This window comes from Companilactobacillus tucceti DSM 20183, from assembly GCF_001434665.1.
GTDB classification, from domain to species: Bacteria; Bacillota; Bacilli; order Lactobacillales; family Lactobacillaceae; genus Companilactobacillus; species Companilactobacillus tucceti.
In genome coordinates this window covers 14,143-29,160 of the sequence record NZ_AZDG01000026.1, presented here as the reverse complement: position 1 = coordinate 29,160, position 15,018 = coordinate 14,143, and the positions used below count along the sequence as shown (strand labels likewise).

The 15,018-nt window shown below is 32.2% G+C and carries 16 protein-coding genes and 1 tRNA gene; 5 read left to right on the top strand and 12 right to left on the bottom strand.

The window, feature by feature from the left end; all coding sequences use genetic code 11:
• Window positions 1-77: 77 nt before the first annotated feature.
• The gene (locus tag FC72_RS09850; RefSeq protein ID WP_057767283.1) at window positions 78-962 is read right to left on the bottom strand and encodes a cation diffusion facilitator family transporter; all 885 of its coding nucleotides are present in this window, start codon (window positions 960-962) and stop codon (window positions 78-80) included.
• A gap of 147 nt (window positions 963-1,109) precedes the next feature.
• On the opposite strand from FC72_RS09850, the gene FC72_RS09845 reads away from it, so the two are divergent.
• Both FC72_RS09845 and FC72_RS09840 read left to right on the top strand, forming a co-directional pair.
• Window positions 1,110-1,775: a TetR/AcrR family transcriptional regulator gene (locus FC72_RS09845; protein ID WP_057767281.1), complete on the top strand. Its 666-nt coding sequence runs from the start codon at window positions 1,110-1,112 to the stop codon at window positions 1,773-1,775.
• 103 nt (window positions 1,776-1,878) lie between these two features.
• Complete coding sequence (locus FC72_RS09840) at window positions 1,879-3,129, top strand: YhgE/Pip domain-containing protein (protein ID WP_057767279.1); 1,251 nt, start codon at window positions 1,879-1,881, stop codon at window positions 3,127-3,129.
• Between the two features lie 76 nt (window positions 3,130-3,205).
• Here the strand turns inward: FC72_RS09840 and FC72_RS09835 are convergent, their stop codons facing one another.
• Both FC72_RS09835 and FC72_RS09830 read right to left on the bottom strand, forming a co-directional pair.
• On the bottom strand, window positions 3,206-3,637 hold the full coding sequence (locus FC72_RS09835) for a hypothetical protein (RefSeq protein WP_057767277.1): 432 nt from the start codon (window positions 3,635-3,637) through the stop codon (window positions 3,206-3,208).
• A 71-nt stretch (window positions 3,638-3,708) separates the two neighbouring features.
• Window positions 3,709-4,434: an SDR family oxidoreductase gene (locus tag FC72_RS09830; RefSeq protein WP_057767274.1), complete on the bottom strand. Its 726-nt coding sequence runs from the start codon at window positions 4,432-4,434 to the stop codon at window positions 3,709-3,711.
• A 116-nt stretch (window positions 4,435-4,550) separates the two neighbouring features.
• Between FC72_RS09830 and FC72_RS09825 the strand changes: the two genes are divergently transcribed.
• Window positions 4,551-4,883: a winged helix-turn-helix transcriptional regulator gene (locus FC72_RS09825; RefSeq protein WP_057767272.1), complete on the top strand. Its 333-nt coding sequence runs from the start codon at window positions 4,551-4,553 to the stop codon at window positions 4,881-4,883.
• Window positions 4,884-5,053: 170 nt separating this feature from the next.
• On the opposite strand, the gene FC72_RS09820 is transcribed toward FC72_RS09825, so the two are convergent.
• From FC72_RS09820 to FC72_RS09800, 5 genes are all read right to left on the bottom strand, one after another.
• Complete coding sequence (locus FC72_RS09820) at window positions 5,054-5,974, bottom strand: prenyltransferase (RefSeq protein ID WP_057767270.1); 921 nt, start codon at window positions 5,972-5,974, stop codon at window positions 5,054-5,056.
• A gap of 9 nt (window positions 5,975-5,983) precedes the next feature.
• Window positions 5,984-7,672, bottom strand: coding sequence for an arginine--tRNA ligase (gene argS, locus FC72_RS09815; RefSeq protein ID WP_057767268.1), 1,689 nt, complete (start codon window positions 7,670-7,672; stop codon window positions 5,984-5,986).
• 250 nt (window positions 7,673-7,922) lie between these two features.
• Window positions 7,923-8,960, bottom strand: a complete 1,038-nt coding sequence (argF, locus tag FC72_RS09810; protein WP_157051158.1) for an ornithine carbamoyltransferase — start codon at window positions 8,958-8,960, stop codon at window positions 7,923-7,925.
• Between the two features lie 290 nt (window positions 8,961-9,250).
• Window positions 9,251-9,556, bottom strand: coding sequence for a hypothetical protein (locus FC72_RS09805; protein ID WP_057767264.1), 306 nt, complete (start codon window positions 9,554-9,556; stop codon window positions 9,251-9,253).
• Between the two features lie 120 nt (window positions 9,557-9,676).
• A complete protein-coding gene (locus FC72_RS09800) occupies window positions 9,677-10,156 on the bottom strand; it encodes a hypothetical protein (protein ID WP_057767262.1) in 480 nt (159 codons plus the stop codon).
• 156 nt (window positions 10,157-10,312) lie between these two features.
• Between FC72_RS09800 and FC72_RS09795 the strand changes: the two genes are divergently transcribed.
• Window positions 10,313-10,383: transfer RNA gene (locus FC72_RS09795), tRNA-Gly, on the top strand.
• A 528-nt stretch (window positions 10,384-10,911) separates the two neighbouring features.
• Here FC72_RS09795 and nfsA read toward each other — a convergent pair.
• The 3 genes from nfsA to FC72_RS09780 form a co-directional block, all read right to left on the bottom strand.
• On the bottom strand, window positions 10,912-11,664 hold the full coding sequence (gene nfsA / locus FC72_RS09790; RefSeq protein ID WP_057767260.1) for an oxygen-insensitive NADPH nitroreductase: 753 nt from the start codon (window positions 11,662-11,664) through the stop codon (window positions 10,912-10,914).
• 244 nt (window positions 11,665-11,908) lie between these two features.
• Window positions 11,909-12,421 carry a GNAT family N-acetyltransferase gene (locus tag FC72_RS09785; protein WP_057767258.1) on the bottom strand — a complete coding sequence of 171 codons (513 nt, stop codon included), beginning with the start codon at window positions 12,419-12,421 and terminating at the stop codon, window positions 11,909-11,911.
• Window position 12,422: 1 nt separating this feature from the next.
• Window positions 12,423-12,875 (bottom strand): MarR family winged helix-turn-helix transcriptional regulator, encoded by a 453-nt coding sequence (locus FC72_RS09780; protein WP_057767256.1) that lies wholly within the window; start codon window positions 12,873-12,875, stop codon window positions 12,423-12,425.
• A gap of 137 nt (window positions 12,876-13,012) precedes the next feature.
• Here FC72_RS09780 and FC72_RS09775 point away from each other — a divergent pair, with 137 nt between their 5' ends.
• The gene (locus FC72_RS09775) at window positions 13,013-13,333 is read left to right on the top strand and encodes a DsrE family protein (protein WP_057767255.1); all 321 of its coding nucleotides are present in this window, start codon (window positions 13,013-13,015) and stop codon (window positions 13,331-13,333) included.
• A 97-nt stretch (window positions 13,334-13,430) separates the two neighbouring features.
• On the opposite strand, the gene glnA is transcribed toward FC72_RS09775, so the two are convergent.
• Window positions 13,431-14,759 (bottom strand): type I glutamate--ammonia ligase, encoded by a 1,329-nt coding sequence (gene glnA, locus FC72_RS09770; protein ID WP_057767253.1) that lies wholly within the window; start codon window positions 14,757-14,759, stop codon window positions 13,431-13,433.
• Window positions 14,760-15,018 lie beyond the last annotated feature (259 nt).

The following is a 15,018-nucleotide window of genomic DNA, read 5'->3' as shown; positions in this document are numbered from 1 at the left end:
GGAAAACCAACAGTTCTAACCTGCCGTTTTCCTACATTTTACGGGTGCCTTTTACACTAATGCATATTTAACGTAATTTAACTAGTTACAAACTGCATATCTAATTCAAAAATACCGTATTTTTTTTGCAAATCTTTTTGAATACTGTTTCTTAACTTCATAGATTCCATCACAGTCATCTTCTGCCCAACTTTGGCAACGACCGACAGATAAATATCATTTTCATATTCACGACCTTTAATCCGTTCAATTTTATCGATTTTTTTAAATTTAATGATTTCATTTTCAAATAGATTTAACTTATCTTTATCAAAGCCATCAATCAATCTAAAAGCACTGTTATCGAATATTTTATACGCTGTCCTCATCATAAATATTCCAATAATAATGGCATTCACCTTATCGATCCAAGCAAATGTAAAACTAGAGATTATAATAGTAAATCCTGTTGTAATACTAGTTATTGCATCCAAACGTAAATCGTGTGACGAAGCTAGTAGCGGTTGACTATTTATTTTCTTTGCAATATATCTATTAATTTCATAAACAACAAAAGTTAAAAGTCCTATAGCAATACCAACAAAGGCAGCTATAAAATCAGGTCTAATATCATTCCCGTTCAAAAAGTTTCTGATGCCTTGATATATGACCCACATACCAGTTTCAGAAATTAAAACAGATGTCATTAAAGTAGCCATCGTTTCAGCTTTTGCATAACCAAATTTATGGAACTGATCTACTGGACGTTTGGCAAACATGAGCCCTAAGATAATAATAGAATAAGATAAAGTATCGGTAGCACCATTGTATCCATCGGCACTTAGGGCTGTAGAATTTGCTAAATAACCGACAACTAATTTAGTAATTGAAATAATTAAATAAAAGCAAACATTAAAAAATGCTATAAATTGTGAAGTCCTAATTTCACGCAGACTATTCTTTTCAAACTCTTTATAATCCAAAAGATCACCTTCCGGATGATGGTATCAAAATTTGCAGCTATTTTAACACCTAACTTAAATTTTTTGTCATTTAAAATCTGTATTAATAACTTAAATTCCTAAAATGTTATTCTATGTATATATTCTATCAAGAATGAGGTTACTCAAATGAAAACAGATACTAAATTGAAAAATATATTTGAAAATGCCTGCACACTATTTATTAATTCTGGATATAACGAAACCAAAATGAAAGACATTGCTCAACTTTCAAATATTTCAGTCGGTTCATTATATGATCTATTTGACAGTAAAAGAGCCCTAATTGACTTCATTTTTTTAGCTAACTTGGATAAAAACTACCTAACTTCTTCACACGACTTTCCATTACACGAAGTTCCAACGAATCATTTGATAAAGATGACTGAATCAACCTACGAAACATATACTGAACGACTAAATGCTAATTTGTTGTCAACTAACGACTCATATTCAATGGAATCTTTAATTTTAGATTTATTTGATATTTTCAAAATATACGGTCGCTACTTCTTAATACTAGAAAAGAATCCTACAATCGATCATAATTTATTAAACTTATACGAAAAATATCGAAAAACTCTGTATAAAAACATTGCTATTTACCTTAATAAAAAATCAACCTTTCGTAAAACAGAGAATTCCACTTATGATTCTATGTTGATCGTTGATCTTGTATTTTGGTGGTCAACACATAAAAAATATGACTCATTTGAAAATTCTAAAAACAAATACAATATGGACATCATGTCAAAAACTATCATTGAAGCACTTACTAAAGGTTATGAAATTTAGTAAGTGCTTTTTATTTGAATATCCGAATCAAACGATATATTCTTACCTCGATCAAAAAATGAACGAATGGTTCATTCAAAAATAAGTTATCGAGGTGTTCAATATGTTTACATCTGAACTTAAATATATCTTTAAACATGACCAATCCCAAATCAGAATTTTATTAGGTATTATTTTGATACCTGCTTTTTATGCTGTTATATTTTTATCATCGCTCTGGAATCCATATCAAGAAACCAAGAATTTACCAGTTGCCGTAGTGAATGAAGATAGAGCAGTTAAAAATAATGACACTACAATTGATTTTGGAAAGCAGATTACAAAGTCACTTAAAAAAAATAAATCACTAAACTTTAAATTTATTTCGAAATCTAAAGCACACAACGATTTGAACACTGGAAAAGTTTATATGATCATCCAAATACCAAAGGAATTCTCCAAACAATCTTCTGACTTAACCGAACCAAATGCTAAACGGATCAAGTTAGATTACTACACAAGTGCTGGTCATAGTTTTGTAGCTATGAAAATGAGTACGACCGCAATTGAAAAAATTCAAAGACAAATAAATGATAAGATCTCTAAACTATACTTAACCGAATTAGTAAAAAGGAATAATGCCTCTGAAACTATATTGAAACAGACTATACTCAATGCAAAGAATTCAACACAATTACAAATCATTGGTCAATCGATTCATCCATCAAACGTCACTTCTAAAATAATAGACCCTATCAAACTGGTCCATCACGATTCCACCTATGTCAAAAACAACGGTACCAGTATGGCTCCATATTTGATGTCAGTTGCACTATTTGTAGGATGCATTACCTTAAATATTATTTATGATACATATACCCCCCATAACGATCCTAAAAATGGATTGGCTTGGTGGTTATCTAAAATGTTATTTTTATATGGATTCATTATTATAGCCGCTTCAATTATGTATGGTTTACTTGTATCTTTCTGTGGCCTAGAACCATTACAAATTCTCAAAACCTATGAATTTGTTATATTAACAGGCGTGACATTTCTAAGTATCGTAACGTTTTTCAATTTAATATTTGGCATGACTGGAGCTTGGTTAATGTTATTGTTTATGATAATTCAATTAGGTGGTTCTGCTGGTACATATCCAATTGAGTTATCCAACAACTTCTTTAAAACCATTCATCCCTATTTACCGATGACTATTTCTGTAAATGCATTTAGAAGTACTATTTCTATTGGCAATAGTATTTTGTCGGAAACCTTTATTTTTTTAATATTATTTATTATATTCAATTTATTCACTATTATATTTTTCAACATTAAAGAGTATGACAAAAAAAGTTCCACTACCGGATCATAATCTGTATAAATTCGGAAAAGAAAATGGGAGTTGTGACTCACGTCACAGCTCCTATCTTTTAATTAATATTCAAAACTCATTTTAGATTTGCTAATAAATGATTGCTGTTAAGGTAATAATACCCACTTGGGCCATTAAAAATCACTTGTGAAATATGTTCAAACAGATGATGAACAGTCACTCTGCTATTAGGTTCGACCACAACATCTTTATTTGAACTAGAACTTATCTCTAAATCCGGATCATCAGCATTCAAGATAATAAATTTTCCTAAATAGAATCTGACATCCTTATCAGATTTATTAGTAATAGTCATATTTACTGCATAATTATATGCTGATTTAGACTTACGAAAATTGAAATATACTTCTTCTCTTTTTCGTTTAGACAACTTTAGATAATTAACTGCCTGTAATTTGGCATTTGATTCTTCAGAAACTTTAGATGCTGAACAACCAACTAAAACAAACAGCAACAATAACGACAATACCTTTGCTATTTTTTTCATAGTCATTACCTCTATGTGACTCATTTTGAGTCTAACACATTGAACCACCATAGGCAGAAAATAACAATTAATTAGCTATCTTGACGAGTTGCTGCAATATCCACTTCACGAATATTTACTTCTTGAGGCATATCATACATAAATTTAACTGTTTCAGCTACATGTTTAGGATCAAGGGTAATTCCACCCATAGATTGTTTCCAATCTTCATATTCACTCAACGCACTATTATCAGTAACATGTGTTAGTAATTCAGTTTCAGCTGCACCCGGTGCGACTAACATTATACGAACATTTTCTCCTGAAACTTCTTGTCTAACAGTCTCACTTAGACCATGGACACCAAATTTACTTGCTACGTATGCAGCATGATTTTGAAAGGCTTTGAACCCAGCAATAGATGACATGTTGATAATAGTTCCATGATGACGCTTTTTCATACCAGGAAGTACGACTTGCATTCCATTAAGTACACCTAAAACATTAGTATCAAGCATTGTTTTCCATTCTTTAGCTGATTGTTTCCAAACATTACCTAACAACATGACACCTGCATTATTAACCAATAAATCAACTGGTCCATAGACAGATTCAGCCTCTTTAATGGCTTTTGATAATTCCTCCTGATTAGTTACATCTGCATGTCTGATCATAACTTCACCATTTAATCCTAGTTCTTCGATCTTTTCAGTACGACGTCCAAGTAACAAAAGTGGAAAACCATTGGCATTAAATATTTTTGCCATTTCAGCACCAAAACCTGAACTTGCACCTGTAATTGCGATTAATTTTTTCATTTATATTATATCTCCTTATATTGCGTTCAATTGACGACTACGAATTAATATTATAAACTGAGATAATTATTTTCCTAGTACGCACTTTTTGGTTACTGGGATGTTAGGGGTAAAAGATGTACGCAAATGAATTCGACGCTACAATGCAATTAATCCGAGGAAAATGGAAAATCAGAATCCTTTATGAACTTAATTCTGATCCACATACTCGCTTTAATGCCCTGCAACGAAATCTAAATCCAATAACTCACAAAATCCTATCTGAACAAATTCAACAAATGATACATGACGGTTTAGTAAATCGACATGATTTCCATGAACAACCGTTACATATTGAGTATAATTTGACTACTAAAGGTGAATCCTTGATTCCCGTTGTTGATGCTATATGTGATTGGGGATTAGCTAATATAGATCCCTCTGAACTTAAACAAACACTTTGTGATTAAATAACGGCTTAAACGTGCAACACAACATAGCTTTTTCCGCTTAAAACAAAATAGACCATTAATCCGTTGGATTAATGGTCTATTTTGCCTTAATGCTCGAAAGCTGAACATGTTGTGTTGCACTCTTGCATTTTAGAAAGAAATTTTAGGAGTGATCTTTCTTTTTACTACTATAAAATTGATCGTACTAGTTTAATAATCGCCCCGACAGCAACTAATAAAACATACGTATTGACCAATCTTACAACGGCTTTCATAACTAAAGGATAAGTTTTTCTTTTAACTTGTTCCTTTAAATAAGGATGATAATTATCCCAAATATTTGGGTAAAGTAGCACAGCTATCATTGTAATGTAAGGTACTACTTGTAAAACTGCTAAGATTGGTATCAACAAAAACGTTAACCACCAACTAGCTTTAAACAAACTTAATGCATTAGCTCTTCCAATCTGAACAACTAATGTATGACGGCCATTTTTCTTATCAGCTTCTAAGTCACAAGTATCATTGCAAAGTTGAGCTGAAAACATTGCAAATGCATTCGGCAAACAAACTATAACTGCATTAATAATCATGCTTGAAGTTAATCTTCCACTGTCAACAGTCCCTAAGTAGACATAAACAACTGGAATTAATATGGAAATGGCAATAGCCACCACTGATGATCCAAAAATAGTTGAATTTAGTGGTCTTGGCCCTGCTGAATATGAAAAACCAATGAGAACACAGATAATCCCGATCAAAAGTGTCCACCAATTAGTTCGATAAATCAGAAATACACCAATCAATAATGGAAAAATGGTCAAACCGTACATCCATTTCTTAACTATTACCAATGATTCACGATTAATACCGATGGTACTAATTTTTCTACGGTATTCCTCACTCTTAGAGTGTTTAAAGTCCATATAATTATTATGAAAATTAATAAGAATATGTATAAATAACACCGCAATAAATCCTAAAATGCCGTTCAAAAAATCAAACGTACCAATTGTTAGATATGAATAACTAACGGCAAGTACAAACCATGCAAAATCTAATATTGTAGTTCTAATTTCAGATAACTCAATAAAAAGTTTTCGATTCATAATTGTTTTTTACATTTCCTCTGGAGCCTTAACACCAAGAAGTCCTAAGGATATTTGCAAAACAATTGTCACTGATTTAACAAGTGATAGTCTGGCAACACGTCCTGCATCATCTGTCAAAATTTTACTGTGTGCATAATATTGGTTGAAACTCTTTGCAAGTTTCAAGGCATATTTAGCAATTACTGATGGTTCATAAATACGTCCTGCACGTGAAAGAATATCTGGGAATTCTTGAATCAATTTCAAAGTATCCCAAGCTTCTGGATCATCTAAAGTAAGATCACCATCAAAATCAACATCCCCAGCTTTTCTCAAAATACTTAAAGCACGGGCATTTGTATATTGAACATATGGTCCAGTTTCACCTTCAAAACGAACAACTTCTTCAAGATTAAAGTCAAAGCTGTCACGTCTTTCATTCTTCAAATCGTGGAAAACAACAGCACCAACACCAACGGATTCAGCAACTTGATCTTTATCCTTTAGATCTGGGTTCTTTTCTTCGATTTGCTTCTTAGCAAGATCAACAGCATCATTTAAAACATTTTCAAGTAAGATAACACGACCCTTACGAGTTGAAAGCTTCTTACCACCATTTGTGATCAAGCCAAATTCGATATGATGAATATCATCTGCCCAATCATATCCCATCATCTTCAAGACAGCCTTTAATTTCTTAAAGTGTTCTGCTTGCTCACTACCAACAACATAAAGTGATTTAACAAATTTATAAGTGTTTTTACGATAGATAGCTGCAGCAAGATCACGAGTAATGTAAAGTGTTGCGCCATCAGTTTTTTTAATCAAAGCAGGTGAAAGATCCAAATCTGAAAGATCAACAATTTCTGCTCCTTGACTTTCTTTAAGTAAGTTCTTTTCTTCAAGAGTATCAATAACAGCATCCATCTTGTCATTGTAGAAAGCTTCACCGTTAAATGAATCAAATTCAACACCTAAACGTGTATAAATCTTTTGGAATTCACTTAATGATAGACTTCTAAACCAAGTCCACAATGAAAGAGCTTCTTTGTCGCCATCTTCCATTTTTTTGAACCAAGCACGAGCTTCATCGTCAAGTTCTGGCTTATCTTCTGCTTCTTTATGGAAACGAACATAATATTTAAGAAGATTGTTAATAGGATCTTCTTCGACTTCTTCTTTTGAACCCCACATCTTGTAACCAACGATCAATTTACCAAATTGTGTTCCCCAATCACCCAAGTGGTTGATCTTGATTGGTGAGTAACCAAGTTTAGTAAGGATTTTAGCAATTGAATTACCAATTACAGTTGAACGTAAGTGACCCATTGACATTGGCTTAGCAATATTAGGTGATGACATATCGATTGGAACATTGCCACCGTTACCTTCATTTTGGTTACCATAGTCGTCTTGTTCTTTTAAAACTTCTTTTAAAATTGCATCTGAAAAAGCAGCTTTATCTAAGAAAAAGTTAATATATGCGCCCGTATTAACAATCTTCTCAAATCCAGCTTGATCCATTTTTCCAACTAATTCTTCAGCAATCATATTAGGTGCTTTATGCATTGTTTTAGCTAGAATAAATGTTGGAAAAGCGTAGTCACCTAAATCCGATGTCTTAGGCTTTTCGATTAACTTATTAATTTGGTCAGCAGTAATTTCTGCTGGTAAAACCTTGGCCAAGGCTTCTACTACTTGCTTCTTTGAATTCATATAGTCCTCCTCAAAATAAAAAACGCCTCTTCCAAATAAAAAATTTGAAAGAGACGAGAATTCCCGCGGTACCACTCTAATTGATAAATATCCACTCAAAATAGTATTTAACTGTTTAGAAAGGGTGCGACTTAACCTTTGATACGATCAGCTCTCACCAATATCTGATCTCGCTTAGAATCATCTGATTAATTAATCCTTCATTTGCATAAGTATATTAGCACAAAGAAAAATCAATTACAATTTAATTCTAAACTTCTGGAATAAACATATGCCCTAGAGTTGCGGCCATAATAGCTTTAATTGAATGCATTCTGTTTTCAGCTTCTTCAAATTGACGAGCATATTTACTTCTGAAGACCTCATCAGTTACTTCCATTTCAGTTAGTCCATACTTCTCATAAACATCATGTGTAGTTGTTGTTAAAGTATCGTGATAAGCAGGTAAACAGTGCATGAAAATCAATTGATCATCTGGCATTTGAGTTTTCTTCAACATTTCCATATTTACTTGATAAGGAGTCAAAAGTTTAAGTCTTTCATCCCACTTATCTTCTTCACCCATTGAGACCCAAACATCAGTATAAATGACGTTAGAACCCTTAACACCTTTATCAATATCATCTGTAATAAGAATTTCACTACCGGAATCTTTGGCAAAGTACTTAGCAGTGTCAATAACAGATTGCTCTGGGAACAATTCTTTTGGTGCCAGAATATGAATATTAACTCCTAACATCGCACTAGCAACCAAGAAACTATTAGCCATATTATTACGACCATCACCCACAAAAGTTAATGTAATTCCCTTAATTTTTCCAAAAGTTTCCTTAACTGTCATGAAATCAGCAATCATTTGTGTAGGATGCCAATCATCTGTTAAACCATTCCAAACTGGAACTCCTGAAAATTTAGCTAAATCTTCAACTGTTTTTTGTTTAAATCCTCTAAATTCGATTCCATCATACATTCTTCCTAAAACCTTAGCTGTGTCTTCAACGGATTCTTTCTTACCAAGTTGAATATCATGTGAACCTAAGAATTCAGGATGAGCACCCATATCTACCGCGGCCGTAGTGAATGATGAACGAGTTCTTGTTGATGTCTTTTCAAAAAGTAAAGCAATATTCTTACCTTCAAGATAATGATGAGGAATATTATGCTTTTTTAAAGCCTTTAAATGTAAACCTAAATTTATCAAATATTCTAATTCCTTTGGAGTAAAATCCTTCTCCTTCAAAAAGCTTCTGCCTTGAAATACCGATGATTCTTGTCCTTGATATGCCATAATATTTCCTCCTAAGATTAAAAATAATTTCATAAAGTTAAAATCTGCCTGTAATGATAACGCAAAGATTTTAATAAATCCATATAAAAAAAGAACATTCTAATTCAAGAATGTTCTAAAATACTATTTCTTCAAGGCTTTATCACGCCAAATAAAAATTTCACTCAGCATATTACCACCGATAGTTCCAATTAACGATCCTAATCCAGTTTGTAATTTGAACATTGCAAATTCCCCCTCGGTATCATTAAGATGTTTTTATTGTAAGCGCTATCTGTGTAATAAGCAATTTATCTGGTCAATTTATCTAAAATATGAATTTTACCGTCATGATATCCGTTAATAAATTCCGAAATCTCTGACACTTTTCCCTTTGAAACTCTATTAGTAAATTCAATAATATTTGCAGGATAATGATGAAATCGATGTGTTCTTTTGAAGTCAATTATGGCCTGATCATACCCCATTTGATAATCATCTCTATTATCTGTACCTTTCCAGTTTGTCTTTATCTGATAATAGTCATTTTGGGCGTCATCATAAATGTTGTTTTTTATATAATTATGCAAGTTCTTAATCCAATTAATTAAATGCATAATATCTGCACTTCACTTTCTACTTTTTGACCATAATATACATCCATAATCCAACTAAGGTATAAATATTGGCACAAAAAAACAGATCCTATTTTCATAAGATCTGTTTACCAAATTTAACTATTTAGCGTTCTTTTCAACATGTTTTACAACACTCTTATGACTGCCTTCGTATAACTTCCACTTTTGGCCATCTGGAGTCTTAATTGTTGTCTTACCAACCTTAGTAAATTTCCATGAGAAGTCAGGTTCAGCAATAATTCTGAAACCAGTAATCTTGAACTTCTTCTTATTGTCTTTGTTCATAACTAACTTAGACTTTTGGAAATATGTGATTGTTTTCTTTGAGCCATCTTTATTAACACGGAAATACTTAACATCTTTCTTATCTTTACCAGTAAAGAATGTAATGTACTCGTCCTTGTTGTCCTTGCTTACACCAACATAGTCATGACCTTTGATCTCTGACTTTGTGATCTTTTTAGCTGAGTGGACATCCTTCTTTTGAGTTGTACTTGCGTTTGAACAACCAGTAGCAACAGTTGTGAAGCCACCCATCAAAGTGATGGCAGCCATCAATGTAACTAATGTTTTTTTCATATTATTCTCCTCGATGCTCTTTAGAATCATTCATCATGTTTGATTCTATTGTAATCAGGAATAAAAATCAATTTATATTAGGGATTTTCTCGCTAAAATTATGAAAACTTTATTATTTTGTAACATTTTGTTGTATAATTAGTAATTGTAGTAAATGCGAACTTAGTTTAATGGTAAAATACCAGCTTCCCAAGCTAGTGTCGCGAGTTCGATTCTCGTAGTTCGCTTATATAGGTTTTGATACTTTAAGATAATTTATCGTTAGTCAAATATGACTAGCGATTTTTTTGTTTTATTTTTAATATCCATTGTAAACGTACTAATTTGAGCGCATATTATAAGTGCTAACAAAGAAGTTGTCTTTTAGTTAATAAAAAGGAGCGTAATTATATTATGAACACAAATAAAAGAAAACTAATCATCATTTTACTTTCCACATCTATCGTTCTAAATACTTTAAATATTGCCCTTCAAATTCGTAAAATTAAAAGTTTGAATAATAAATAATTTTTGAAAAGAAATTTATAATTATGAAGTTCATCCTAAAAGAGATTAATATTCTTGTTCACATCCTATTCAATTACAAAGTTGTAAAATCGACTAGATCACTATTATTGCTGATATCGGCAGTAGCATTATTCCTCTCAACAAAGGTATTCGTTTGTACAATTTTTTTATGGCTAATCCTTTGGATATGGTCATTCATCATTATTTTTCACAAAAATAAATCCACCTACTAAACATAGGCGGATTTTTTAGTGCTTACTTAAATTATGATCGTTAAGAAACTTTTTCATAAAAGATCTTGGTAGCTTTATTAAACTGTTAACAGCAGTTTTGGCCCAACTACGATCAGTTTTATATCCATATCGGTCATTATAGTAATCGTTTGTCTTTTTATCATACTTTTTAACAATATCCATTTTGTTTTGATATTGATTCTTATGATATACAGCTTCAAAAGGCAATCTTGGTTTAATATCATTAAGCTTACCTTTAGGATGGCCGATAACTAATCCGTAAACTGGAAATACATGTTCTGGAATATCTAATAATTCAGACACTTCTTCAATATTATCTCTAATTCCACCAATAAAACATACACCTAACCCCATTGATTCTGCCGCAATAACCATATTTTGAGCTGCAAGTGAAGCATCGATCGCACCAACTAAAGTGGCATCTATCCCCTCTATCGTTTGGCTGACATCAACTCCTAATTCTTGAGCCATTTTTTCATTTCGATTTAAATCACCACAGAAGACAAATAATCTTCCACCCTGATTCATAAAACGCTGATTACGCGCAGCTTGTGTTACCTTTTCACGTAAGTCATCATCAACTACATCTATTATCGAGTATGATTGTTGAAAACTTGCTGTTGAGGCGGCCTGAGCAGCCGTAACAAGGCTTTTTACAACTTCATCTGATAATGGCTCACTTGTAAAAGAACGCACGGACACATGCTTTAAAAGCCCTTCAATTATTTGATTGTCTACTTTATCCATATCCTCACCCTTTTCATAGATTTAATTGTATCATGATATATTATTTTGAATAAACACATAGTATAGTGAAGGTAGTGGATAGGAGGATCGATATGAAAAAAAATTCTAAACCTTCCGACTTATTGCTTGCTACTGCAATACTATCTGGAGGACTGTATTTATCAATAAAGCTATATCAAGAATTACATTGTTTATTAAGTAATAAATGTGACATGTAAAAAGACTCAGCATAGGCTGAGTTTTTTTATTTAGCAAATTTTTTTAACAAAGTATAGTCAGTTTGTCTTGAATCACCTAAATTAAAATCATGAGCTCCAACTTTCTTAAAACCTTGTCTAGCATAAAATCTTTGTGCCTTAAAATTGTTTTCCCAAACTCCTAAACAGATCCCATCTTTATGAAGATCCAATGCCATATTTTGAGCGTAATTCATCAATGATTTTCCAAGACCGTGATTTTGATAATCTTTTAGCAAATATATTCTTTCAATTTCTAAAATATTTTCAAGATCAACTAAATTGGATTCTAAATTGATTTTTAAATATCCAGCTTTGTCGCCATCATGTATAAGAAAATAAAACTTAGAATTTTCATCTTTCAATTCCCTTTCAAGAGCAGAAACATTATAGGAACCGTCAAGAAATTCTTTCATATTTTTCTCTGTATTATCCTTAGCAAAAGTTTCTGAAAAGGTTTTAATACTCATCTCACTTAATTCTTTTACATCTGATACTTTACATTCAATTATATTTTCCATACTAATAATTTCTCTTTCCCCCACCTTTAACTAAATCCCAATCGCTTTCGACATTCGTCTGTACTTTTACTAATAATTGATGGATCAATTCTTTTTCAGAATCACTTAACCCTTTCATTGCCATTTCATTTGAATAATTATTTTCACGTTTGATAAAAGGATAGGCATCTTTACCCTTTTTAGTTAAAAATATCTTTTTTATTTTCTTGTTGGTTTCATCACTTCTACGTTCAATAAATTCATTTTTTTCTAGTTTTTGAATGGCTCGTGATGCAGTTGCCTTATCAACTTTAATTATATTAGCCAAATTTTCCAAAATTATTCCAGGATTCTCACCAATTCTTACAATATATAAGTATTGTCCTTTAGTTAAATCAATATCTTTAAATTCAATATTACTTATGGAATCTAGGGATCGAGCAATAATTCCAATTGATCTTAATATCTCTGGCAAAAAGCTCACCTTCTTTTTTAAAAGTAAAGTAATTGTAATTCCATTTTATTGCAAATGCAACAAAAATATAAATTTGACCATATATCATTATTAACTTATTATAGAAAGTGAAAACGTTAACATATTTGGAGGGCAATATGAAACTAGGAATAATTTTAGAAACAAAAGAACACGAAAAAGCTTGGAATGGGTTCAGATTAGCAATTGCATCCCTTAAACAAGGTCATGAGGTTAAGATCTTCTTAATGGGTGAAGGTGTTGAAGTTGAGGATATCACAGATGAAAAATTCAATGTTAGTGAAAAAATGCATGAATTCCTTGATGATGGTGGAAAAATCTTAGCTTGCGGAACATGTATCAAGAGTAGACATCGTGAGGATTCAACTGAATGTCCAATTTCAACAATGATCGATTGTGTAGAAATGATTGATTGGTCTGATAACACAGTTACAATTTAAAAATAAGCTTGATATTTCGTCTGGGAAATATCAGGTTTTTTGTACCAAAAAAGAGATGCAATCCAAAAAATAGGACTGCATCTCTTTTTATATACTTTTAGTATAGTGGCATATAAGTATCTCTTTCCCATTGGGAAACGGTTTGTTGATATTGTGCCCATTCAGCATTCTTTGCGGCAAAGAAGCTATTTGTTAAGCCTTTACCTAGGGAATTTTGAACATATTCATCTTTACGTAAAGCTTTCAATGAATTATGTAATGTTGAAGGAAGATCAACGATTCCTTCTTCAGCACGTTCTTCTTCTGTCATTTCGTAAATATTTTCTTTAACTTCTGGAGCTAACTCGTAACCATTTTTAACACCGTCAAGTCCAGCATCAAGAATAGCAGCAATTGCTAAGTATGGATTAGTTGTTGGATCAACACTTCTCATCTCAACACGTTTTGACTTACCTTTGGCAGCTGGTACTCGGATCAATGGTGATCTGTTCTTACCTGACCATGCAATATATGTTGGTGCTTCAAATCCTGGAACAAGTCTCTTATATGAATTGATCGTTGGATTATTTACAGCAGTCAAAGCACGTGCATGCTTCAAAATACCGCTCATAAATTGCTTAGCAACAGGTGATAATTTATCATCTTTGTCATCAAATATATTTGTATCACCATTAAATAGTGACATATTAATGTGCATTCCGGAACCATTGATTCCTTGTAGTGGTTTTGGCATAAATGTTGCATATAGACCATGTTGTTTAGCAATTGTCTTAACAACTAGTTTAAACATTTGAATACTATCTGCGGCTGAAAGCGCATCTTCATATTTAAAGTCGATCTCTTGTTGTCCAGGTGCCACCTCATGGTGACTAGCTTCAACTTCAAAGCCCATCTTTTCTAATTCTAGAACGATATCACGACGGCAATTTTCACCGAGATCAACTGGAGAAAAATCGAAATAACTGCCATCATCATTAAGATGAAGTGTTGGATTACCCTTTTCATCTGTATTGAACAAGAAGAATTCTGGTTCTGGTCCAATATTGAAGTTAGTGTAACCCATGCCTTTCATTTTCTTAATAATACGTTGCAAGTTTACTCTTGGGTCACCTGCAAATGGTTCACCATCAGTTGTATAGATGTCACAAATCAATCTAGCAACTTTACCATGTTCTGATCCCCATGGGAAAATCAACCATGTAGATAAATCAGGATGTAATAGCATGTCACTCTCTTCAATTCTTGTAAAACCATCAATTGACGAACCATCAAAAGTAATCTTATTTGCAAGAACCTTATCAATTTGAGAAACGGGAACTTCAACGTTCTTAATAATGCCGTTGATGTCTGTAAACATCAAACATAGAAATTCTACGTTTTCATCAACAACTAACTTTTTAATATCTTCAGCAGAATACTTATGCACTTTTACCACTCCTATTTGTATATACCAGTTTTTAGCGAGTTATTAACCAGCGCCATTCTCATGGTGTTTTTTAATAATAGAACGATAATACCAATTTGACATTATCCTGTCAAATATATCATTACAATTTTTAAAACTAATTTAATCTCACTCATAAATTGTACTAAAGATTAAAGACTGTGAACAACATTTTTATAGTTTTAATTTGACAATGTAGCAATTACCAGTTAAATTATATCCATACGAACGAATCAGAAAA